This window comes from Nonomuraea sp. NPDC049421, assembly GCF_040677005.1.
In the GTDB taxonomy this organism is placed as follows: domain Bacteria; phylum Actinomycetota; class Actinomycetes; order Streptosporangiales; family Streptosporangiaceae; genus Nonomuraea; species Nonomuraea salmonea.
The window spans coordinates 107,694-129,996 of the sequence record NZ_JBFAQA010000014.1 but is presented as its reverse complement, the minus strand read 5'-3'; the positions used below and the strand labels follow the sequence as shown (position 1 = coordinate 129,996).

Below are 22,303 nucleotides of genomic sequence, written 5' to 3'. Positions count from 1 at the left end.
GCCGAGGGCGAGGCGGCCGGCGTGGTCGCGGGGGTGCTGGTCGTCGCCGTCGTCTCAGGTGACGTGGACTGACCCGGTTCGGGCTTGGGATCCCCGGTGAGGTCTGCCATCCGAACGCCGTCCTGACGCTCCCCGTTGCCGCTGGACCCGCCCGTCATGCCGCAGGCCGCCAGGGCGAGCACGAGAACCGGAACCCCCGCCAGAGTTGCGACGTGCCTTGCCATCGGGAAACTCCTCATCGCCTCTCATTTCAAGCGCACTGGAGGAGACATCGTCTCGGCCCGTCATGACGCCGACCATGGGGTTATCCCTAGATCTCGCCTCACCGAATGACGGCTTTACGCCCTTTTGCGGTGGAGGTTGGTGTCATAGGGGCCGATCGACGTGATCGTGGTGGAGGAGAATTCGTGGGGCTCTGGACGAAGTGCGGCATCGTGGTACTCGCCGTGATCGCCAGTTTCGGGTACTTCGCCGGCACCGGCTGGCTGGACGACCCGCACGCTGCGCCGCTGTGGGATTTGGCCGGGGCGTCCGGGCCTTTATGGGCGGCGTGGGTCTACATCGTCATGGGTCTGATCATCTGGTCGCAGCGGCACATCAGCGCGCTCGGGCGGCGGACGACCGGAATGGGCTTCGCCTGGTTCCTGCCGGGTCTCCGCCATCTTGACCACCCGGTCCTGGCCTGGGTCGGCGAGCTGGCGCCCGGAATGTTGTTCATGCTGTTCGTCTACGCGGTCGCTGTCTCGTGGCCCGGCTTTCCCTTCACGGTGGCGGGGTTGCTGCTCACCTTGCTCGGCTGGCTGGCCTGCGGGGTGACGGCTATGGAGGTCTTCCTGCCCGTGCCCGGTCTCGGGCTGCTGCTGGTGGCGCTGGTGACCTGGCCGATCGAAGTGCTCGCGCGGGTGATCAGCACCGGCGACACGCGGGTACGTGGGCTGCTCGCGGCGAACGAGCACCTGTACGGCGAGGTCAGGGACGCCAGGGGGAAGGTGGTGGAGGCCATGGACGCGGGGCGCCGCAGCATCGAGCGCGACCTGCACGACGGCGCGCAGCAGCGCCTGGTGAACGTCGGCATGTCGCTCAGCCTGGCCCGCAGCCACGTGGCCGGACCGCCGGCGGTCGGGGCGGCACCGGACCTTGCGACCAGGCAGATGGACGAGGCGCTGGACCTGGCGGAGAGAGAGCTGAACGCGGCCCTCAGCGAGCTGCGCGAACTGGCCCGCGGTGTCTATCCGGCGATCCTGGCGGCCGCGGGCCTGGCGCCAGCGCTGCGGTCGCTGGCCGAACGCGCGCTCCTACCCGTGGTCCTGGCGGAGATGCCCGCGCGCCGGCTGCGCCTCCGCGTCGAGGAGACGGCCTACTTCCTGGTCTCCGAGGCCATCGCCAACGCCGCCAAGCACGGCCGGGCCTCGCAGGTCGTCGTCCGGCTCCGTGACGAGGGCGACCGGCTGTCGGTGACGGTGAGCGATGACGGTGCGGGGAACGCGGACCCGTCGGGGAGCGGCCTGCGCGGGCTGGCCGACAGGGCCGCGGCGATCGGCGGCCGCCTATACGTGCACAGTCCCACCGGCGGGGGGACCCGCGTGACGGCGAGCCTGCCCATCGCCGACCGGCCGTGACGCCGGAGCCTCGCCCCCGGTACCAACGCAGGGTTAACCCTCTGGCCGACGCCCGGCACGGCCGCGAGCATGATCTCGCCGGAGCCGCGAGCTGGCGAGGGGCCAGCAGCCGGCCCCGGTCCGGTGCACACGTGTGACCGGCTGCCGCCGTTTCCCCTGGAGGTTTCATGAAGTTGATGACCGTCGTGACCGCAGCCGCCGTGTTCGCCTCCCTGAGCGCGCCCGCTCCGGCCGCGGCCGCCGACGTCGCGGCCTTCCCGGACCCCGCTCCGGGAGGGCCGCAGCGGCCGTACGAGCCGGACGTCGAGGCCACGCGGAACATCGACGCGCTGTCGGTGACGGCGACCCGCGGCGCCGGGCGGAGCGTGACGATCGCCTTCGACCGGCGCAGCCGGGCCGGGACGGGCGAGATCCCGGCTGCGGCGAGGCGGTTCGGGTTCCTGTTCGACCGTTCGGTGAGCTTCAACCCTGAGGCGTTCCCCACCTGCGCCCGTACCTTGATCGAGCAGAAGGGGGTGGGGGCGTGCCCGGCCGGGTCGCGGATCGGCGGCGGTCGTGGCGAGTTCCCGAGTGGTGAGCCGCAGGAGGTTCATGCCTTCAACACGCGGATAGGGCGCTCGCCCGGAGTGCTGGTGGTGATGCCCGCCTCGAACGTGATCCTCGAGCAGACCCTGGAACGCGTCACGTCCCCGAACCGGAAGGACTACCGATGGGCGTTGGACGAGATCGTGCCGCCCACGTCGATCCCGCCGCAGGAACGGGTGGGCACGACCCGGTTCCGGCTCTCGTTCGGCGCCACCCGCCGACACCACGGCCGCACCATCGGCTTCGCCGAGACCACCGCGAGGACGGGCGGCGAGCTCCGCTTCGGCCTGTGGACCGAGTTCGTCACGGGACAGATCCTGCTGCCCACCGTCAGGACACCGCTCGCGGCCGGGACGAAGGGCGGGCGATGAGCCCGTCCGGCCGTCAGGCCCCGCCTGGAAGGGTCCTTCCGCCGGCCTGACGTCCCGCGGCCCGGTCCCGCGAGCCGGCGGGGCCGAGCCGGGGCTCAGCGCTGCAGGTACGCCAGGACAGCGAGGACCCTGCGGTTGTCGTCCTCCGTGTGCGCCAGGTGAAGCCGGTCGAAGATGCTGCGCACATGCGCCTCGACCGTCTTGACGGTGACGCTCATGGCCCTGGCGATGGCCGCGTTCGTCCGGCCCTCCGCCATCAGGCCGAGCACCTGGCGCTCCCGGTCGGTCAGCTCGTCGAGGGGGTCTCGCGTACGTCGGCGCCGCAGCAGCCGGTCGACCACCGACGGATCGAGGACCAGACCGCCTGCGCCGACGTTCCTGACGCCGTTCTCCAGATCGTCCAGCCGGTTGACTCGATCCTTGAGCAGGTATCCCGCTCCCCCTCCGCCGTTGACCCCGGCCTCTTCGAGCAGCTGGCCGGCGAAGTGCGTCTCCACGTACTGCGACAGGATGAGCACGCCCAGGCCGGGATAGGCGCTGCGCAGCTCCCGCGCCACCCTGAGCCCCTCCGACGTGTACGTGGGCGGCATGCGGACGTCGACTATGACCACGTCGGGAGGGTCCTGGCGGACGAGCGTGGCCAGCCATCGGGCGTCACGGGCCTGGCCCGTGACCTCGAACCCGCGTTCGGTGAGAAGCCGTGCCAGCCCTTCACGAAACAGCAGAGAGTCGTCGGCGACCATCACCCGCATGCCTACCGGCCTTTCCTCAGCTTCTCGATCATGCTCAAGCCTATGGTCGACCGAAACGCCGCGCGCAGGCCTCGCAGTGAGGCGTGGGCACGGCCGGCGTCAGAGCCAGCTGACAAGGGCTCAACTGTTCGCGGGCACGTGGGGCTGGGAACGGCCATGATCATGAGGGGGACGCCGAGCTTTCCCCGCAGGACGAGGCCGCAGCGGAGAGCCTGATGTTTTTCGTGTGCGCCGCAGTCTTCGGGGTCCAGGCCATCGTCGTCGCTCTTACGATGAACCGGCTCAACAGCCGGCGGGGCCACTGGCTCAATCTCATCCCGCTCGGCGTCGTCGATGCGGTGTTCCTGATCTTGATGGTCGGGCCCGCCCACGTCGATCTAGCGGGCGGGCTGTCCGGGCCGGTGATCTGGCTGCTCGCAGCCATCGCCTCCACGATCGCGCAGCGCCGCGCCCCCGTGTCCATCTGACCTTCTGAGCGTCCAGCCGTGATCTTCGGATCAGGGTTAACCCTCTGGAGACGGCCGCAGCGGGCCGGAACGATGTCCATGAAGACGATTTCTGGAGGAGGTGAAGGACATGGCCAAGCGCGGTTTCAGCTGGCACTAGACGTTCTCGTACCGGCGGTCCGTTCCAGGCGGGCCGCCCTTTCCCTTCCCGGAGTCCCATCCCAGTGTCACAGGCTGTAACCTTTCGCCAGGTCTTCTCCTCCCGCGAGTACCGCGCCCTCTGGTCGGCGACGCTCCTGTCGGACCTCGGCGACCAACTCGCCCGCGTGGCCGTCGCGGTGATCGCGTACGAGCGGACGTCCTCGGCGGCGATCACCGCCGTCACGTACGCCCTGACGTTCATGCCGGCGCTGGTCGGCGGGCCGTTGCTCGGAGGGCTCGCCGACCGCCTGCCGCGTCGCGAGCTGATGTTCCACTGCGATGTGGCCAGAGCCGGGCTCGTCGCCCTGATGGCCGTGCCGTCGATCCCGTTCTGGCTGCTCTGCGCGCTGCTGTTCGCCGTGCACCTGCTGGAGGCTCCGGTCAGGGCGTCCTACAGCGCCGTACTTCCGCAGGTATTCGACGACGACCGATACGTCACCGCGCTGGCGGCCCTGCAGATGACCTCCCAGCTCACCCGGATTCTGGGGTTCACGGCGGGCGGACTCGCTGTCGCGTTCGTCGAGCCCTCCTTCGCCCTGCTGATCGACGCCGGCACCTTCCTGGTGGCCGGGATCGTCGTGCGGTGGGGGCTGGCGGCCAGGCCGGCTCCCGAGCCCGCGGAGACCGCGCCGCGCGCCATCCTGGCCGCCGCGCGGCTGATCGCCGGGGAACCCCGGCTCCGGCTACTGGTCGCCGCCGCCTGGCTGGCCGGGTTCTACGTGATGCCGCAGGCGCTGGCCGTACCGTACGCCGATGGGATGGGAGGCGGGAGTTCGGTGGCGGGGATGCTGATGGCGGCGGTCCCGCTAGGGACGCTCGCCGGCGTGACGGTCTTCGCGAGATACGTGCCACCGCGCGTGCGGCTGACCCTGCTGGGACCGCTGGCCGTGCTGACCAGCGTGCCCCTGGTGTTCGCCGCCTTCGATCCGGGAGTGGGCGGGTCCATCGCGCTCTGGACGCTGATCGGGGTGTTCTCCGCCTACCAGGTCACGGCCAACGCCGAGTTCGTCCGGGCGGTGCCGGACCACCGTCGCGGCCAGGCTGTCGGGCTGGCCGGGTCAGGGCTGGTCGCGGTCCAGGGGCTCGGGATCGCGGCGGGCGGCCTGCTGGCCGAACTCACCGATCCGGCCGCCGCCATCGCCATCGCCGGAGTGGGCGGCGTGCTCGCGGCAGTGCCGATCGCCGTCGCCTGGCGGCCGATCGCCCGGGAGAGCAGCGCGCGAGCGGGCTGACCTCACATGCGCCCCACACCGACCGACGCCCGCTTCCACGACCTGGGCGCCGGCTTCTACGACACCCGCATCAAGCCTGACCGCAAGAAACGCGCCCACGTCCGCCAGCTCGAAGCCCTCGGCCACCGCATGATCCTCGAACCAGCCGCCTGACCAAATACGCCAACCAACAACCCTGACCCACCACCGCGGGCCAGGGTTCGCTGCCGCCTGCCCCGTCACCGTCCGATTTTCGGATTAGCGTCCCGGTGGGCACCTGCCGGAGGTGGAAATCAGGAAAGATCAGATTCCTGACCCTCACCCACGCCATTCTTGGTAGGTGCACACCACTGACCTCCTTCACTCCCTTTACGCCAGGCGCCTGCGCCGCCAGGTGACGTCCGGCCCGCTGCCCCGCCACGTCGGCCTGATCATGGACGGCAACCGCCGCTGGGCCCGGCAGATGGGCATGGCCAACCCGAGCATGGGCCACAAGTACGGCGCCGACCACATCCAGGACGTGCTCTCGTGGTGCGAGACGATCGGCATCAAGCACCTGACCGTGTTCCTGTGCTCCACCGAGAACCTGCAGCGGCGTGACGACGAGGAGGTGGCGTTCCTGCTGCGGGTGATCGAGCAGATGGTCACCGACCGCTTCGACCGTCCCGACGCCCGCTGGCGGGTGCACGTCGCGGGGATGCTCGACATGCTGCCCGACACCACCGCCCGCGCGCTCAAGAGCGCCGTCGAGGCCACCCGCACCTGTGACACCGGGTTCCACCTCACGCTCGCCATCGGCTACGGCGGCCGCCAGGAGGTCGTCGAGGCGCTGCGCGAGCTGCTGTACGAGCGGGCCGAGGCCGGGCAGTCGATGGTCGAGCTGGCCTCGACGCTGACCGTGGACGACATCGCGCCGCACCTCTACACCGCCGGGCAGCCCGACCCCGACCTGGTCATCCGCACCAGCGGCGAGCAGCGCATGTCGAACTTCCTGCTGTGGCAGTCGGCCTACTCCGAGCTGTACTTCTGCGAGGCGTTCTGGCCGGCCTTCCGCGAGATCGACTTCCTGCGCGCGCTGCGCAGCTTCGCCGCCAGGCAGCGGCGCTACGGCGGCTGAGCGGGCCCTGCCCGCGAGTACCCTTGACCTGCCGCCCCGTACGTGAAGAGGAGACCCGCCCGGTGCCCGGAACCCACCCGCGCGAGCTCGGCCTGCTGTCCGACTGCGAGAGCTGCTTCGGGCTGTGCTGCGTGGCGCTGCCGTTCTCGGCGTCGGCCGACTTCGCCGTGGACAAGGACGCCGGCCGGCCCTGCGCCAACCTGCGTGACGACTTCCGCTGCTCAATCCACTCGCGGCTGCGCGAGCGCGGGTTCTCCGGGTGCACGGTGTTCGACTGCTTCGGGGCCGGGCAGAAGGTCTCGCAGGTCACGTACGCGGGGCGGAGCTGGCGGGAGGCGCCGGAGACGGCCCGGCAGATGTACGCCGTGTTCCCGGTGATGCGCGGGCTACACGAGCTGCTGTGGTACCTCGCGGAGATCCTCACCCTGCCCGCCGCCGCGCCCGTCCACGACAGCGCCCGCGCGCTGCTGGAGGAGACCGAGAGGCTCACCCGCGAGAGCGCCGACGTGCTCGAAGGCTTCGACGTGGCCGCCCATCGCGAGCGCGTCAACGAGGTGCTGCTGCGGGCCAGCGAGCTGGTACGCCACGGGCTCGACGGCCGGCAGCACCGGGGCGCCGACCTCATCGGGGCCCGGCTGCGCGGCGCGCGGCTGCGCGGGGCGAACCTGCGCGGGGCGTACCTGATCGGCGCCGACCTGCGTGGTGCCGACCTGCGGCAGGCCGACCTCATCGGCGCCGACCTGCGCGGCGCGGACCTTACGGACGCCGACCTCACCGGCGCCATCTTCCTCACCCAGGCCCAGGTCAACGCCGCCAAGGGCGCCCCCACCACCCGCCTCCCCGCCACGCTGACCCGCCCGCCGCACTGGACGGCGAGCACCCCGGAACCCCGCGCACCCCGCCGCACCACCAAGCCCCGCCGCCCCCGTCCCCGCCGCTGACCCGCCTGTATGGCGAGACCCGCCGCTGACCCCGCCCTGCCCCCATACCCCTTGCTCTGACCTGAAACGGGACATGTAGTATCCCCTTTCATGCGGATGGGTGAAGGAGTCGAGTGGGGCCTGCACTGCTGCCTGGCCCTGGCCTGGCTGGAGGACGAGGCGCCGATCCCGACGGGGAGGCTCGCCGAGCTGTTCGAGCTGCCACCCGTCTACCTCAAGAAACGGCTCCAGGACCTGGTACGCGCCGGCATCCTCACCTCGGTCCCGGGGGTGAAGGGCGGGTTCCGGCTGGCGAAGGCGCCGGAGCAGATCACGCTCCTGGAGGTCGTCGCCGCCATCGAAGGCAGGGACGAGGCGTTCAGGTGCACCGAGATCCGCCGGCAGGGTGCAGGTGCCGAGGAGCCGCCCACCGCGTTCGCGAAGCCGTGCGGCGTGGTGATCGCGATGCGGCGCGCCGAGCTGGCCTGGCGCAGGGAGCTGGCGGCGCAGACCGTCGCCGACCTCATGCGGGAGGCGGCCCCGTCCGCGCCCGGCCGCTTCCGCCGCCACTACGCCCGCCTCACCACCTGACCGGGCCCGGCCCGAGTCATGACAAACCCAGGAGGTAAAACGGGATGTTGGATGTCCCGGTTAAGAGCATGTTCGCACCCGTGGCGGTGCTGGCCGCGGGGGCGTTCGCCGTGGGGACGGACGCGTTCGTGGTGGCGGGATTCCTGCCGCAGCTCGCCGCGTCCTTAGAGGTGAGCGAGACGGCGGCGGGGCAGTCGGTGACCGCGTTCGCGGTGGCGTACGCGATCCTGTCGCCCGTCCTCGCCACCGTGACCGCCCGCCTGTCGCGGCGGGCGCTGCTGGTCGGCGCGCTGCTGCTGCTCGCGCTGGCGAACCTGGGGTCGGCGCTCGCGCCGACGTTCGCGGTGCTGCTGGTGACGCGGGTCGTGGCGGCGGCGGGAGCGGCGGCGTTCACGCCGAACGCCGGGGCGGTGGCGGCGGCGCTGTCGCGGCCCGAGGCGCGGGGCCGGGCACTCGCCACGGTCGTCGGCGGGCTCACGGTGGCGACGGCGGCCGGAGTGCCGCTGGGCGGGCTGGCCGGGCAGTGGCTCGGCTGGCGGGCGGCGCTCGGCCTGGTGGCGGCGGCCTGCGTGGTGGTGGCCGGCGCCGTGTGCGTGATCTTGCCGGCGCTGCCCGGCGGATCCCCGGTGCCGCTGCGGGTACGGCTGAGGGTGCTGCGACGGCCCGCCGTCCCCGCCGTGCTGGCGCTGACCATGCTCGGCATGGCCGCCACCTACACCGTCTACGCCTACAGCGCCCCCGCGATGCGCGCCGTCGGCGTGGAGTCCACGGCGTCGATGCTCTTCCTGTACGGGCTGGGCGCCGTCCTCGGCAACCTGGCCGCCGGGTACGCCACGGACCGGTGGGGCGCCGGCCGAGTGCTCATGATCGGATATGTCGTGATGGCCGCCAGTCTGGCCGGGCTGGGCCGGCTGGCGGGCTCGCAGGACGTCCCCGTCGTCCTCGTCGGGCTGCTGGCCACCGGGTGGGGCGCGGGCACCTGGTGCCAGACGCCGCCCCAGCAGCACCGGCTCATCGGCGTCGCCCCGGGGGAGGCGTCCCTGGTCGTCTCGCTCAACGCGTCGGCCATCTACGCGGGCATCGGCGCCGGCACGCTCGCCGGCGGGCTGACGCTGGCGCACGGGGTGGCGGTGACGTACGCGGCGGGCGCGGCGCTGGCGGTGCTCGCCCTGCTGCTGGTCACGGCCACCCGCCGGATCTGACCCCGCCTCGTACTAGGCTGGCCTACCCCGGCGATCATGGAGGAGAAGCGGCATGACCATCACCGCGTACACCGTCACCGACCCCGTCGCCCAGCACGGCGAGGGGCCCGTGTGGTCCGGCCGGTGGGGCGGGCTGCGGTGGGTGGACATGCTGGCCGGCGACGTCCTCGCGCTCACGCCCGGCGGCGAGGTGCGCCGCCGCCACGTCGCCGAGGTCGCCGCCGTCGTGCGCCCCCGCGTCTCCGGCGGGTACGTCGTCGCCGCCGAGCGCGAGCTGCTGCTGGCCGACTCCGACGACCTCGACGCCCCGCTGCGCTCGCTCGGCGAGGCGTGGACCGACCCCGGCGTCCGCATGAACGAGGGCGGCTGCGACCCCGACGGCCGCTTCTACATCGGCAGCATGGCCTACGACTCCGCCCCCGGCCGCGGCTCGTTCTACGTGGCCGGGCCCGGCGGCGAGCTGCGCGTGGTGCTGCCGGAGGTGACGATCTCCAACGGCTTCTGCTTCAGCCCGGACGGCCGGCTGGCCTACTACGCCGACACCGAGACCGGCCGCGTGGACGTCCTCGACTACGACCAGGAGACCGGGCTGAGCGGCCGGCGCCCCTTCGCCGCCGTGGACCCTTCGCAGGGGGCACCCGACGGCCTGACGGTGGACGCCGAGGGCGGCGTCTGGGTGGCCCTGTGGGACGGCGGCGCCGTCCACCGCTACGCCCCCGACGGCCGCCTCGACGCGGTGATCACCCTCCCGGTCCGCAAGGTCACCGCCGTCGCCTTCGGCGGCGACGATCTGAACCGCCTCTTCATCACCACCTCGGCCCTGGACGTGGACCGCACGGAACAACCCGAGGCAGGCGCCCTCTTCGCCGCCGACCCCGGCGTCCACGGCCTCCCCGTCCTTCCCACCACGCTCTGACCATGCCGCGAACGCGTTCGGCGCGAGGATGTGCCCGGGTGAGGTGATCAATCGGTAGCGTTAGCGCATGCGTTCGCGCGGTGTGTCGGTGGATGGGCTGTTCGCCGCTTCGGCCGTCGCCCTGGAACTGGTGATCAACGGGTACGCGAGTGAGGGCACCGCGTCGCCGACGCCGCCCGAGTTCGCCGCGGCGCTGCTGGCCGGCCTGCCCATGGGCGTCGTACGCCAGCGCCCGGGCCCCGTCACCGTCTACCTCGCCGCCCTCGTGGTGATCGCCGGCCGGTTGGCGCCGGGCACGGACAGCGCGCAGATCCTGCTGTGCGTGGCGCTGTGCCTGACCGGCTACCGTTCCGGGCTCAGGGCGGCGCGTGGCCCGATGGCCGCCGCCATGCTGGCCACGGCGCTCACCGTGGCGGCCCCCGGCGTCACCCCCGGCACGATGGCGCTCGCGCTCCTGCTGCCCGCCGCGCCCGCCGTGATCGGCGGCTACCTGCACCGCAGCACCCGCGACGTCACCCCTGACCTGCTGCTGGCGGCCGGTGGCGTGCTGCTGGCCGTGCTGAGCACGTGGGACGTCTGGCACTCGGGCGGCCATCCGGTCGCGATCGTCCAGGTCGCCGCGGTCGTCTCCGGGCTGGCGCTCGGCGTGGCCAGGAGGCTGCCCGGCCTGGTCGTGGCCGTCGAAGGGGTGCTGCTGATCGCCGCGGACGCCCACCTGAACCGCGCCGCCGACACCGGCATGCTGCTCCTGATGGTGGCGATGGGGGTGTTCGCGATGCGGGTGGCGTCGTGGGCGCGGACGGCCCTGGCGTACGCGGCGGGCTGCGTGGTCGTCGCGGTGGCCGTGTTCGAGCCGCTGAGCAGGATCACCACCCTGCGCGTGCTCTTCCTGATGACGCTGGTGGCGATGCCGATCGCGGTCGGCCGCTACCTCGGCATGCGCCGCGCCGTCACCGCGGCCGAGCGGCTGCGGGCCGAGGAGGCCGTACGCCTGACGCTCGCCCGCGCCCGCGCCGACCTGCTGGCCGAGCGCGAGCACATCGCCCGCGACGTCCAGACCCTGGTGGCGGGCCACGTCGGCGCGATGGTGCTGCGGGCCGGCGCCGCCTGCGACGCCGCTCCCGACGGGCCGGTCGGCCACGCGCTCACCGACATCCGCGAGACGGGCAACCAGGTGCTGCGCGACCTCGGCAACCTGCTGCACGGCGCCGACCTGCACCTCGACGCGGCCGAGCTGATCCGCGCGGCGGCCCGCCGCATGTCCGCCGCCGGCCTCGTCGTGGACCTCGGCCTCGACCCCGGCATGGCGACGGTCTCGCCGGTGCTGCGCACGTGCGCCGCCAGCATCGTCCAGGAAGGGCTGACGAACGTGCTCAAACACGCCGGTCCAGGCACCCGCGTCCGGGTCACGGTCGCCGCCTCCGGCGGGGGGCTGTCGGTGAAGCTGCACAACGGGCCCGCGCCGGCCACGTCGGAACCCCTGCCCTCCTCCGGCCACGGCCTGGCCGGGATGCGCAAACGCGTCCGCGCCGTGGGCGGCACCCTCGACTCGGGCCCCGACGGCGACGGCGGCTGGCTCCTCCAAGCCGACCTGCCGCCCAGAGAATGATCACGCGAGTACGCGGTCGGGAGCGCGATGCGAACGGCGGGCGAGCACCGCGCCGCACAACACGACCACGCCGCCCGCGATCTGGTACGCGCCCAGCGTCTCCCCGACGAACCCCCACGCCATCACCGCCCCCGCGACGACCTCGACCGTGCCCATGGTGGCGGCCACCGCCGCCGACAGCCGCCGCACGGCGTGCACGCCCCACACGTACGGCAGCACCGTCCCCGCGACCACCATCAGCAGGTACGCCACGAGCACCGGCAGCTCGACCTCGCCCGGCGCCACCGATCTCAGGAACGCCTCCCAGGGCAGGTCCCACGGCGACGCCAACGGCGCCAGCGCCACGGTCGCGCCCACCGTGCCCCAGGCGATGAGCGCGAGCGGGTCCACCTCGTCGCCGAAGCTCTCGTTCATCAGGAAGTAGCCGGCCGAGCAGGCCGCCGCCAGCAGGCCCGTCGCCAGGCCCAGCCCGTCGAGGCGGATCTCCCGCCACGCCTCCACGACGATCGCCAGGCCGGCGACCGCGACGATCGCGCCCGCGTACGCGGACCTGGGCAGGCGCAGGCGGCGTACCAGCCGGACCCAGGCCACCACGAGCACCGGCGCCATCGACACCAGCAGCAGCGCGATCCCGACCGGCAGCCGGGTCACCGCCACGAAGAACAGGGTCTGGACGGCCGCGACGGCCGTCAGCGCGTACAGGCCGACGAACGTCCACCGCGACCGGGCGATCCGCAACGCCGCGGGCCGGAACAGGCCGAGGACGAGCACCATGAGCACCCCCGACCCGGCCAGCCGCACCCACACCGCCTCGACCGGCGTCATCCCGCCCGCCACGAGGTACTTCGCCATCGGCCCCGAGAACGCGAACCCACAGGCCGACCCGACCGCCAGCACCGCCCCCGCCCACCGCATCCCGCCACCACCAGCACCGTCATCACTGTAAGAAGCCTTCGATGCTGTCACCCGGGGCCGGCCACCCGCAACGCGATTTCCACAGGCTCGCACGCTCGCTCAGGCGGGGCTCGACCGGAGGGCCGCAGGCTCGCTCGGCGGGGGTGGGCTCTGGCTCGGTCGCGGGCTCGCTCAGGCGGGAATGGGGTCTGGCTCGGATGGGGTGTGGCCGGGGCGGTCGAGGCCGGCGGCCAGTTCGGCGATGGCGGCGTCGAACCGGCGCCGCAGCACCGCGATGTCGGGCGAAAGGCCGGTCTCGCCCGCCTGGCGCGACCACCGATCCAGCACCACGCGCAGCGCGCTCAGCACGGCGCCGGCGCACACGATCGGATAGACGCTCTCGCCCTCGTCCAGGCCGGCGTCCCAGGAGGCCACCCCGGCAGAGGGCGGGGCGATGCGTTCGGTGATCGCCTCGGCCAGGGCCTGCTCCTGGGCGGCGAGCACGGCCAGCTCGTACGGCACCAGCGACGGCGTGGTCCTGACCAGCCGCAGCGCCCTGATGTGGTCCCGGCCGCCGGCGTCGCTCGCGTCCATGACCGTGAGCACCGCCTCCCTGAACGCCGCCAGCACCGTCTCCTCCGGCGGCCGGGCGCGGAACTCGGCGATGAGCTGCTCGGCGGCGGCCGAGAGGGTCGCCACCACCGCCTCCTCCTTGCTGGAGAAGTAGTTGAAGAAGGTGCGCAGCGCGATGTCGGCCTCACCGGCGATCTGCTCGACGGTGACGTTCTCGACGCCGTGACGCAGGGAGAGGCGGAGTGCGGCCGCGCTGAGCGCCGCCCTGGTGGCCTGCTTCTTGCGTTCACGCCGCCCGACGACCACCCCGGCCTCCTGCTCCACCACGGTCCCCATTATGAAGGGCATGCCACCGCAAGCGGAGCGGTGGAGCCGGCGGGGGGCGACGCCCGGCACGTGCCGGACGGGAAGGGCCGCCTGGCGGCGTCGGCCGGCCTCCCGGCGGTGTCGAGCCCGCTCTGGACGCCGGCGCGAGCGTCGCCCTTACCTTGGACCGCGCACCCACCCGCCCCGGTTCCACCGGAATGCGAACCCCGCCCCACCCGCAGGTCAGGGGTGGAGGGCGGCGGCGTGGCAGGCGCCGAAGCCTTCGGCTCGCAGCTCCACGCGGCCCGCGCGCACCCGTAGCGCCACCTCCGTGCGGTCGTCCGGGTCCGCTACGCCCGCGGCCGAAGCCAGCGCGCCCGTGTCGTCGTACAGGACGCGCAGACGGGGCCAGGCGGCGCGGGGGAAGGCCTGGCGGAGGCAGGTGACCACTTCGGCGATGACGAGGCGGGCCAGGGGGAGCAGCTCCTTGGGGGCGCCGGTGACGATGACGACTGTCGGTTCGGTGCCGGGGGGCGCGGCGCGGACGAGCTCCTCGGCGGCCGAGAGCCGGTGCAGGCCGAGCACCGCCACCACCCCGTCGCGCTCGGGATGGGTGGGCTCGCCGGAGACCGCGTCCACGGTCCCGGACGGCGGTGCCCAGGGGGAGGCGGGGGACAGGGTCGAGGGGGTCATGGGGGCCTGGAACCAGCGGTCGTCGAGGTCGAGCTCGGCGAGCTGCTCGCACGTCCTGATCAGGCTGAACGGATCGACGAACCCGGGCGCCGCCGCCGACAGCTGCGCCGCGCCCTGCAGGACGGTGAGCGTGGACTCGGCGAGCCGCACGAGCCGCCCGTCCGGCTCGCGGGGCGGCCGCAGGCGCTCCATGGCCAGCCCGAGCAGGATCGCGTTGAGTCGCATGAGCTGCGCGTACGGCTTGCGCGTCGCCTCGTCGGCGAGGATCTCGGGCAGCAGGTGCATGCCCAGCCGGCTCGGCTCGTGCTCGCCGTCGGTGACCAGCGGCAGCCGGGTCACCCAGGCCCGCGCGACCTCGCCGAGCGCCTCGCGCACGGTCGGCGCGGGCTCGGCGGGAGGCCGTACGGGTGCGTGCTCGGCCAGGTCGGCCAGCACCGCGAAGTACAGGGCCCGCTTGCCGGGGAAGTTGGAGTAGACGGCGCCGCGGGTCAGCTCGGCCCGGTCGGCGATGTCGTCGATCTTGGCGTCGCGGTAGCCGCGTTCGGCGAACTCCTCCTTGGCCGCCGCCAGCACCTTCGCCCGGTTGCGCTCCTGCGTCTGTGCCCTGGTGAGCCTGACCAACCGCCCTCCTCCGTTGCCGTGCGCTCGAAAAGCAAGATACCGTCAACATTCAGATGATGGCATCATTCGAAATGAGAGGCGGCGTCATGACCGACGTGCCGGAGATACACCTGTCCGACCTCGCGGTGCTGCGTGACCTGGCCGCCGCGTACGCCCCGGCCAGGGAGAAGTCCCCCGTGGTACGCCTGCTGGTGCCGGGACTCGGCCACCTGTGGGCGGTCACCCGCTACGAGGAGGCCAGGGCGGCGCTGGCCGACCCCCGCCTCGAGATCAACACAGGCAGCTTCCTGCGCCCCGACGTCCCCGAGCACTGCGTCCGCTACATGCGCACGATGTCCGAGATGAACGGCCCCGAGCACACCCGCCTGCGCCGCCTCGTCGCGCCCGCGTTCACGCCGCGCAAGGCCGTGGAGTTCGCCCCGCGCATCGAGGCCGTCGTGGACCGCCTGCTCACCGAGCTGCCGGGCCAGGAGGCCGACCTGCTCGCGCACTTCGCCAGGCCGCTGCCCATGGAGGTGATCTGCGAGCTGGTCGGCATCCCCGCCGCCGACCGTCCCGCCTGGCGCGAGTACGGCGTCGCCGTCGCGAGCGGCCACGGCGAGGCGTTCAAGGAGGCGCTGCCGGCGATCATCGAGGGCGCGAAGAAGGCGATCGCCGAGGCGCGCGCGACGCCGTCCGCGAACGTGGTCTCCGACCTGGCCCGCATCGCCGGCGAGGACGGCGACAGGCTCTCCGACGACGAGCTGGTCACCATGGTGTGGATGCTGGTCCTGGCCGGCCAGACCCCGGCCAACCTCATCGCCAACGCCCTGGTCACCCTGTTCGCCCACCCCGATCAGCTGGCCGCGCTGCGCGCCGACCCCGCGCTCATGCCGCGCGCGGTGGAGGAGCTGGCCCGCTGGTGCACCCCGCAGATCATGACCGTGCCGCGCTTCGCGGCGCAGGACGTGGAGATCGGCGGCGTGCGCATCCCCGAGGGCGAGCCGGTCACCGTCTCGGTGGCCGCGGCGAACCGGGACCCGCGCGTGTTCGACGAGCCGGACAGGTTCGACATCACCAGGGAGCCGGTGCCGCACCTCGGGTTCGGCCACGGGCCGCACTTCTGCGTGGGCGCCGGGCTGGCCCGCGTGGAGACCGGCGTCGCGCTCGGCGCCCTGCTGCGCCGCTTCCCCGGAATGGAGCTCAAGGGCGAGCCGGCGTACCTGCCCGATCCGGGGACGCTGCGGCTGGCGGCCCTGCCGGTCACCCTGGGCTGATCAGCGCGGCTCCAGCATCGGCACGAGGAACCGCCGCGCGACGTGCTCCACCAGCGCGTCCTTCGTGGCGAAGCGGCGGTAGACGGTGATGCGCGAGACCTTGGCGCGGCGGGCGACTTCCTCCATGGTCGAGCGGCGGATGCCCATGCGGCAGAACTGCTCGTAGGCGGCGTCGAGGATGCGCGTGCGCAGCTCGTCGGTGTCGCCGACGCGCTCGACGGCCTCGAGGTAGGCGTGTTCGAGCAGCGATTCCGACTCGGACGGCGTCATGAACGCGGACAGCGTTGATTCCACCTGCGCCGCGCTCGTCGAGATCGACTGCCGGCCCGCGACCGTCGGCCGGCCGATCCGCGACGGCGTGACAGGGCCGCGCGTCACCAAGGTCGTCTTCGCCGTGGACGCCGGGCTCACCGTCAACCCGCGCGGCTTGGAGGCGCAGATGACGGGCGGCGTCATGGACGGCATCGCGCTCGCCCTCACCTCCAGCCTGCACCTGCGCGACGGCGCCTTCCTGGAGGCGAGCTGGGACGACTACTTCTACACCCGCCAGTGGAACACCCCTCCCGACGTGCGGGTCATCATCATGCCCGACACCTCCGACCAGCCCGGCGGCGCCGGAGAGCTGGCCGTGGCCGCTTCGATGGCCGCCGTCGCCTGCGCGTACGGCCGCGCCACCGGCGCCATGCCGGCCACGTTCCCGATCCACCACGGCACGCTGTCCTTCACCCCCGAGCCCACCGTCCCGCCCGTCCCGCCGTCGCCGGCGACGACGGCCTGCACCCCATGCAGCAGGCGTGGATCGACCACGACGTCTCCCAGTGCGGCTACTGCCAGCCCGGCCAGATCATGGCCGCCGTGGACCTCGTGCGCAGGGTCGCCGCCGAGGGCCGCGCCATCACCGACGACGACCTCGACGGCATCCGCAACATCTGCCGCTGCGGCACCTACCCCCGCATCCGGCAGGCGATCAGAGCCGGCGCCGAGCGCATGTGAGCGCCCGTCAGACCTCGCGTACGCCGCCCCGCCAGACCCCGGCGACCAGCGGAACCCCCGGCCGGTAGGCCAGGTGGACGTGGCTGGGCGCGTCCAGCAGCACCAGGTCCGCGCGGGCGCCGGGGGACAGGCGGCCCACGTCGTCGCGGCGCAGCGCCCGCGCGCCGCCCAGCGTCGCGGCGGCCACGGCCTCGTCCGGCGTCATGCCCATCTCGCGCACGGCCAGCGCCACGCAGAACGGCATCGAGCTGGTGAAGCTCGACCCCGGGTTGCAGTCCGTGGACAGCGCCACCGTCACGCCCGCGTCCAGCAGGCGGCGCGCGTCCGGGTACGGCGAGCGGGTGGAGAACTCCGCGCCGGGCAGCAGCGTCGCCACCGTCGAGCCGCTCGCCAGCGCGTCCACGTCCTCGTCGCCGAGGTGCGTGCAGTGGTCGGCGGACGCCGCGCCCAGCTCCACCGCCAGCCGCACGCCCGGCCCCGGGCCGAGCTGGTTGGCGTGCACCCGGGGCGTCAGTCCCGCCCGCTGCCCGGCCGTGAGCACCTTGCGGGACTGGTCGCCGTCGAACGCGCCCCGCTCGCAGAAGACGTCCACCCAGCGGGCGTGCGGGGCGCAGGCGTCCAGCATCGGTCCCGCCACCAGGTCCACGTACGCGTCCGGGTCGCCGGCGTACTCGGGCGGCACCACGTGGGCGCCCAGGTACGTCACCTCGTCGGTGTGAGCTGCCGCGATGCGCAGCGCGCGGGCCTCGTCCTCGACCGTCAGGCCGTAGCCCGACTTGCACTCGATCGTCGTGGTGCCCTGGCGCAGCGCCTCGGCGACGTACCTGGCGACGTTCGCGTCCAGCTCCGCGTCGCTCGCCGCGCGGGTCGCCGCCACCGTCGTGCGGATGCCGCCCGCCGTGTACGGCTGGCCCGACATGCGGGCGTCGAACTCGGCCGTGCGGTCACCGGCGAACACCAGGTGCGCGTGCGAGTCCACGAACCCCGGGATCGCGGCCCGGCCGCCCGCGTCCACCCGCTCGTCGGCGTCGGGCACCCGCGCCTGCGGCCCGGCCCAGACGACCCGGCCCGCGTCGAACACGACGGCGGCGCCGGTGATCGTGCCCAGCTCGGGATCGTTGGTGAGCAGGCTGCCGATCCCGGTGATGGCGACGGACACGGCACGGCTCCTTTCTGCGTTACAGCCGGGTGGTGAGGTGGGTGATCGTGCGGGACAGCGCGCCGGGCACGTCCGACACCAGCAGGTGCGTGCCGTCGCGGACGACCGGGCGGCCGTTCACCACGACGTGCCGGACGTCGGCGGCGGACGCGGCGAACACCGCGGTCTCCGCGCCGAGCGACGGCGGCGGCCCCGCTGTGCGGACGGAGTCGAGCGCGACCGTGACGAAGTCGGCCGGCGCGCCCGCCTCGATCCTGCCCGCCTCCGGCCAGCCCAGCGAGGCGTGCCCGTCCTCGATGGCGGCGCGCAGCAGCGCGGCGGCGTTCCAGTGGCCGCGCCGCAGCGTGCGCAGCCGCTCGTCCAGCTCCACCGCCCGCGCCTCCTCGAACAGGTCGATCACGGCGTGGCTGTCGCTGCCCAGGCTGATCGGGGACCCGGCGGCGGCCAGGGCGGCGGCCGGGCCGATGCCGTCGGCGAGGTCCCGTTCGGTCGTGGGGCACATGCAGACGGTGGTGGCCGAGCCGCCGAGCAGCGCGATGTCGTCGCCGGTCAGGTGGGTGGCGTGCACGGCGGACGTCCGCGGGCCGAGCGCGCCCCGCTCGGCCAGCAGCGCGGCGGGCGTGCGGCCGTGCGCGGCCAGGCACGCCGCGTTCTCGGCGGGCTGCTCCGACAGGTGCACGTGCAGCGGCGCCGCCCGCCCTGCGGCCCACTCCGCGACGGTCGCGATCTGGTCCGCCGGGACCGCGCGCACCGAGTGCACCGCCGCCCCGATCCGGGCGTGCGGCCGCTCCTTCAGCTCGCCCGCGCGGGCCGCCCAGGCGGCGGCGTCGCCGTCGCTGAAGCGGAGCTGGTGCCGCTCGGGCGGCGCGCCGAACCCGGCGGACAGGTAGCAGGTGTCGAGCAGCGTGATCCTGATCCCGGCCCGCGCCGCCGCCTCGATGAGCGCCTCGCCCATGGCGTTCTGGCCGGCGTACGGGGTGCCGCCCGGCGCGTGGTGGAGGTAGTGGAACTCGCCCACGCAGGTGATCCCGGCCAGCGCCATCTCGGCGTAGACGGCGGTGGCCAGGTCCAGGTACGTGTCGGGGTCGAGTCTGCCTGCCACGTCGTACATGGTGTCGCGCCAGGTCCAGAACGTGCCCGAGCCGCGCTGCGCGATGCCGCGCAGGGCTCGGTGGAAGGCGTGCGAGTGCGCGTTCGCCAGACCGGGCAGTGTCAGGCCGCGCAGCACCGAGGCGCCGGGCGGGGGCGTGGCGACGCCCGTACGGACGCCGGAGATGCGGCCGCCGGCCACCTCGATCACCACCCCCGCCACGACCGCGCCGCCGATCCAGGCGTGCTCGGCGTGGTACGTCACCGGCATGCCAGCCCCTCCAGCACGTCGGCCAGCGCCTCCACCCCTGCCACGCAGTCGTCCTCACGGGCGTGCTCGGCAGGGGAGTGGGACACCCCGGTGGGATTGCGGACGAACAGCATCGCCGTCGGCACCTTCGCGGCCAGGATGCCCGCGTCGTGCCCGGCGCCCGTCGGCAGCACCGGCACCTCGTACGGGCGGCGCGCCGCCAGCAGCCGCACCAGCTCGTCGCGCGGCGCGGGCGCGAAGTCCACGACCGGCGTGAACGACTCGCGTTCCAGGCCGACCTCCACCCCCTCGCGGGCGGCGTGCTCACGGGCCGCGTCCTCGATCGTGCCGAGCAGCAGCGCCAGCGTCTCCTCGTCGGCCGCCCGCGCGTCCAGCCAGGCCCGTACCAGGCTCGGCACCGCGTTGACGCCGTTCGGCTCGACGAGCAGTTTGCCGAACGTGGCCCGCGCGCCCGCCGCGGCGGCCCGCTCCCGCGCGGCCAGCACGGTCGCCGCGTAGGCGGGCATGGGGTCGTGCCGGTCCTGCATGCGGGTGGTGCCCGCGTGGTTGGCCTCGCCGCGGAAGTCGAAGCGCCAGCGCCCGTGCGGCCAGATCGCCGACGCCACGCCCACCGGGGAGCCGGTGCCAGCGAGGTGGCGGCCCTGCTCGACGTGCAGCTCCACGAACACGCCGATCCTGGCCAGCCGCTCGTCGTCGGGGCCGATCGCCTCAGGGTCGTGGCCGGCCCGCTCCATCGCCTGCGTCAGCGTGACGCCGTCCGCGTCGCGCAGCGCGGCGGCCCGTTCCGGCGTGAGCTGCCCCGCCGTGAGCCGCGAACCCGCACAGGCCAGCCCGAAGCGCGCGCCCTCCTCGTCGCCGAAGTTCACCACCGCGACCGGGCGCGACGGCCGCACGCCGCGCGCCGCCAGCTCGTCCAGCGCCGCGAACGCCGACACCACGCCGAGCGGCCCGTCGAACGCGCCGCCGTCCGGCACCGAGTCCAGGTGCGACCCGGTCACCACGGCGTCACCCGCCGCCGGGTCGCCCAGCCAGGCCCACTGGTTGCCGTTGCGGTCGGTCTCGACGTCCAGCCCGCGCGCCGCCGCCTGCTCGCGGAACCAGTCGCGGCACTCGGCGTCCGCCGAGGTCCACGCGAAGCGCCGGTAACCGCCGGAGCCCGCGTGCCGCCCGACGGGCAGCAGCTCCGCCCACATCTCCTGGAACGACGACGGCATCAGCAGCCCTCCCGCGAGTGGAACGACGACGGCATCAGGACTCCTTCATGGGCACGCGCACGCCGGTGCGGCCGGCGACCTCCTCGGCCTCCTCGTACCCGGCGTCCACGTGCCGGATCACCCCCATGCCCGGGTCGTTGGTGAGCACCCGCCTGATCTTCTCCCCGGCCAGCGCCGTGCCGTCGGCCACCGTCACCTGCCCGGCGTGGATCGACCGGCCGATGCCCACGCCGCCGCCGTGGTGGATCGACACCCAGGAGGCGCCGGAGGCCACGTTCACCATGGCGTTGAGCAGCGGCCAGTCCGCGATCGCGTCCGACCCGTCGCGCATGCCCTCGGTCTCGCGGTACGGCGAGGCCACCGACCCGCAGTCGAGGTGGTCGCGGCCGATCACGATCGGCGCCCGCAGCTCGCCCGAGGCCACCATGTCGTTGAACCGCTCGCCCGCCCGGTCACGCTCGCCGTACCCGAGCCAGCAGATGCGCGCCGGCAGCCCCTGGAAGTGCACCTTCTCCCCGGCCATCCGGATCCACCTGGCCAGCGGCTCGTTGTCGGGGAACAGGTCGAGTATCGCCCGGTCGGTCGCCGCGATGTCGGCCGGGTCGCCCGACAGCGCCGCCCACCGGAACGGCCCCTTGCCCTCGCAGAACAGCGGCCTGATGTAGGCCGGCACGAAGCCGGGGAAGTCGAAGGCCCTGGTGTAGCCGGCCAGCTTCGCCTCGCCCCTGATCGAGTTGCCGTAGTCGAACACCTCCGCCCCGGCGTCCTGGAAGCCGACCATCGCCTCGACGTGCCGCGCCATCGACGCCCGCGCCCGCTCGGTGAAGCCGGCCGGGTCCTTGTCCCGCTCGGCCGCCATGTCCTCGAAGGCCACCCCGACCGGCAGGTACGCCAGCGGGTCGTGCGCGCTGGTCTGGTCGGTCACCACGTCGATCGGCGCGCCCTCGGCCAGCATGCGCGGCAGCACGTCGGCGGCGTTGCCGAGCAGCCCGATCGACAGCGGCCTGCGGGCGTCCCTGGCCTCGGTGGCCAGCCGCAGCGCGTGCGCCAGGTCGTCGGCCTCGACGTCGAGGTAGCCGTGGTCGAGCCGGCGCCGGATGCGCGACGGGTCGCACTCCACGCAGATCGCGACGCCGCCGTTCATGGTGACGGCCAGCGGCTGGGCGCCGCCCATGCCGCCGAGCCCGGCGGTCAGCGTGATCGTGCCGGCCAGCGAGCCGCCGAACCGCTTGGCGGCGACCGCGGCGAACGTCTCGTACGTGCCCTGCAGGATGCCCTGGGTACCGATGTAGATCCACGAACCGGCCGTCATCTGCCCGTACATGGTCAGGCCCGCCGCCTCCAGGCGCCGGAACTCCTCCCACGTCGCCCAGTCGCCGACCAGGTTGGAGTTGGCGATCAGCACGCGCGGCGCCCACTCGTGGGTCGTCATCACGCCCACCGGCCGGCCCGACTGCACCAGCATCGTCTCGTCGGCCTTGAGCGTGCGCAGCGTGCGGACGATCGCGTCGAAGGAGCGCCAGTCACGGGCGGCGCGGCCCGTCCCGCCGTAGACGACGAGGTCGTCCGGATGCTCGGCAACCTCGGGGTCGAGGTTGTTCTGCAACATCCGCAGCGCGGCCTCCTGCTGCCAGCCGAGGGCCGTCAGCTCGGTGCCACGGGCGGCCCTGACCGGGCGTGCGCCTTCCATGACC

General features: G+C 73.6%; 22 protein-coding genes and 2 pseudogenes. 14 read left to right on the top strand and 10 right to left on the bottom strand.

Features of this window, described 5'->3' with window-relative positions; all coding sequences use genetic code 11:
• The first annotated feature begins 407 nt into the window (after positions 1-407).
• A complete protein-coding gene (locus AB0K18_RS24415) occupies positions 408-1,619 on the top strand; it encodes an ATP-binding protein (RefSeq protein ID WP_364918031.1) in 1,212 nt (403 codons plus the stop codon).
• 167 nt (positions 1,620-1,786) lie between these two features.
• A complete protein-coding gene (locus tag AB0K18_RS24410; RefSeq protein WP_364918029.1) occupies positions 1,787-2,575 on the top strand; it encodes a hypothetical protein in 789 nt (262 codons plus the stop codon).
• A 95-nt stretch (positions 2,576-2,670) separates the two neighbouring features.
• Here the strand turns inward: AB0K18_RS24410 and AB0K18_RS24405 are convergent, their stop codons facing one another.
• The gene (locus tag AB0K18_RS24405; RefSeq protein ID WP_364918026.1) at positions 2,671-3,327 is read right to left on the bottom strand and encodes a response regulator transcription factor; all 657 of its coding nucleotides are present in this window, start codon (positions 3,325-3,327) and stop codon (positions 2,671-2,673) included.
• Between the two features lie 215 nt (positions 3,328-3,542).
• Here AB0K18_RS24405 and AB0K18_RS24400 point away from each other — a divergent pair, with 215 nt between their 5' ends.
• From AB0K18_RS24400 to AB0K18_RS24360, 9 genes are all read left to right on the top strand, one after another.
• Entirely contained in the window at positions 3,543-3,794 is a 252-nt protein-coding gene (locus AB0K18_RS24400; protein WP_364918024.1) for a hypothetical protein, read from the top strand.
• A gap of 203 nt (positions 3,795-3,997) precedes the next feature.
• Positions 3,998-5,206, top strand: a complete 1,209-nt coding sequence (locus tag AB0K18_RS24395; protein WP_364918021.1) for an MFS transporter — start codon at positions 3,998-4,000, stop codon at positions 5,204-5,206.
• A 6-nt stretch (positions 5,207-5,212) separates the two neighbouring features.
• Entirely contained in the window at positions 5,213-5,359 is a 147-nt protein-coding gene (locus tag AB0K18_RS24390) for a hypothetical protein (protein WP_364918018.1), read from the top strand.
• A gap of 166 nt (positions 5,360-5,525) precedes the next feature.
• Positions 5,526-6,302: a polyprenyl diphosphate synthase gene (gene uppS / locus AB0K18_RS24385; RefSeq protein WP_364918015.1), complete on the top strand. Its 777-nt coding sequence runs from the start codon at positions 5,526-5,528 to the stop codon at positions 6,300-6,302.
• Between the two features lie 62 nt (positions 6,303-6,364).
• Positions 6,365-7,243 (top strand): pentapeptide repeat-containing protein, encoded by an 879-nt coding sequence (locus tag AB0K18_RS24380; RefSeq protein WP_364918012.1) that lies wholly within the window; start codon positions 6,365-6,367, stop codon positions 7,241-7,243.
• Between the two features lie 90 nt (positions 7,244-7,333).
• A complete protein-coding gene (locus AB0K18_RS24375; RefSeq protein WP_364918010.1) occupies positions 7,334-7,813 on the top strand; it encodes an Rrf2 family transcriptional regulator in 480 nt (159 codons plus the stop codon).
• 68 nt (positions 7,814-7,881) lie between these two features.
• Positions 7,882-9,015, top strand: a complete 1,134-nt coding sequence (locus AB0K18_RS24370) for an MFS transporter (protein WP_364918007.1) — start codon at positions 7,882-7,884, stop codon at positions 9,013-9,015.
• Positions 9,016-9,067: 52 nt separating this feature from the next.
• Positions 9,068-9,931, top strand: a complete 864-nt coding sequence (locus AB0K18_RS24365) for an SMP-30/gluconolactonase/LRE family protein (RefSeq protein ID WP_364918004.1) — start codon at positions 9,068-9,070, stop codon at positions 9,929-9,931.
• 67 nt (positions 9,932-9,998) lie between these two features.
• Positions 9,999-11,540 carry a two-component sensor histidine kinase gene (locus tag AB0K18_RS24360; RefSeq protein ID WP_364918000.1) on the top strand — a complete coding sequence of 514 codons (1,542 nt, stop codon included), beginning with the start codon at positions 9,999-10,001 and terminating at the stop codon, positions 11,538-11,540.
• Here AB0K18_RS24360 and AB0K18_RS24355 read toward each other — a convergent pair whose 3' ends face one another.
• The 3 genes from AB0K18_RS24355 to AB0K18_RS24345 all read right to left on the bottom strand — a co-directional run bounded on the left by AB0K18_RS24355 (position 11,541) and on the right by AB0K18_RS24345 (position 14,627).
• A complete protein-coding gene (locus AB0K18_RS24355; protein WP_364917997.1) occupies positions 11,541-12,455 on the bottom strand; it encodes a DMT family transporter in 915 nt (304 codons plus the stop codon).
• Positions 12,456-12,626: 171 nt separating this feature from the next.
• Complete coding sequence (locus AB0K18_RS24350; protein ID WP_364917995.1) at positions 12,627-13,334, bottom strand: TetR/AcrR family transcriptional regulator; 708 nt, start codon at positions 13,332-13,334, stop codon at positions 12,627-12,629.
• Positions 13,335-13,556: 222 nt separating this feature from the next.
• Complete coding sequence (locus AB0K18_RS24345; protein ID WP_364917992.1) at positions 13,557-14,627, bottom strand: TetR/AcrR family transcriptional regulator; 1,071 nt, start codon at positions 14,625-14,627, stop codon at positions 13,557-13,559.
• An 86-nt stretch (positions 14,628-14,713) separates the two neighbouring features.
• Here AB0K18_RS24345 and AB0K18_RS24340 point away from each other — a divergent pair, with 86 nt between their 5' ends.
• On the top strand, positions 14,714-15,883 hold the full coding sequence (locus AB0K18_RS24340; protein ID WP_364917990.1) for a cytochrome P450: 1,170 nt from the start codon (positions 14,714-14,716) through the stop codon (positions 15,881-15,883).
• Positions 15,884-15,913: 30 nt separating this feature from the next.
• Here the strand turns inward: AB0K18_RS24340 and AB0K18_RS24335 are convergent.
• Positions 15,914-16,153: pseudogene (locus AB0K18_RS24335) on the bottom strand (helix-turn-helix domain-containing protein); the annotation flags it as partial.
• Between AB0K18_RS24335 and AB0K18_RS24330 the strand changes: the two are divergent.
• Positions 16,152-16,361: pseudogene (locus AB0K18_RS24330) on the top strand (molybdopterin cofactor-binding domain-containing protein); the annotation flags it as partial. The pseudogenes AB0K18_RS24335 and AB0K18_RS24330 sit on opposite strands and share 2 nt — an antisense overlap.
• A gap of 59 nt (positions 16,362-16,420) precedes the next feature.
• On the opposite strand, the gene AB0K18_RS24325 reads toward AB0K18_RS24330, so the two are convergent.
• A complete protein-coding gene (locus AB0K18_RS24325) occupies positions 16,421-16,690 on the bottom strand; it encodes a hypothetical protein (protein WP_364917987.1) in 270 nt (89 codons plus the stop codon).
• On the opposite strand from AB0K18_RS24325, the gene AB0K18_RS24320 reads away from it, so the two are divergent.
• A complete protein-coding gene (locus AB0K18_RS24320; RefSeq protein WP_364917985.1) occupies positions 16,667-16,876 on the top strand; it encodes a 2Fe-2S iron-sulfur cluster-binding protein in 210 nt (69 codons plus the stop codon). The genes AB0K18_RS24325 and AB0K18_RS24320 overlap by 24 nt on opposite strands.
• 7 nt (positions 16,877-16,883) lie before the next feature.
• Here AB0K18_RS24320 and hutI read toward each other — a convergent pair whose 3' ends face one another.
• Genes hutI through hutU form a run of 4 tightly spaced genes read right to left on the bottom strand, consistent with a single transcriptional unit; the run spans position 16,884 to position 22,299 of the window.
• A complete protein-coding gene (gene hutI / locus AB0K18_RS24315; protein WP_364917983.1) occupies positions 16,884-18,035 on the bottom strand; it encodes an imidazolonepropionase in 1,152 nt (383 codons plus the stop codon).
• Positions 18,036-18,054: 19 nt separating this feature from the next.
• Positions 18,055-19,395, bottom strand: coding sequence for a formimidoylglutamate deiminase (locus tag AB0K18_RS24310; protein ID WP_364917980.1), 1,341 nt, complete (start codon positions 19,393-19,395; stop codon positions 18,055-18,057).
• Positions 19,386-20,609 carry an allantoate amidohydrolase gene (locus AB0K18_RS24305; RefSeq protein ID WP_364917978.1) on the bottom strand — a complete coding sequence of 408 codons (1,224 nt, stop codon included), beginning with the start codon at positions 20,607-20,609 and terminating at the stop codon, positions 19,386-19,388. Before AB0K18_RS24305 ends, AB0K18_RS24310 begins: the two co-directional genes overlap by 10 nt.
• Before the next feature lie 34 nt (positions 20,610-20,643).
• Positions 20,644-22,299 (bottom strand): urocanate hydratase, encoded by a 1,656-nt coding sequence (hutU, locus tag AB0K18_RS24300; RefSeq protein ID WP_364917977.1) that lies wholly within the window; start codon positions 22,297-22,299, stop codon positions 20,644-20,646.
• Positions 22,300-22,303: the final 4 nt, after the last annotated feature.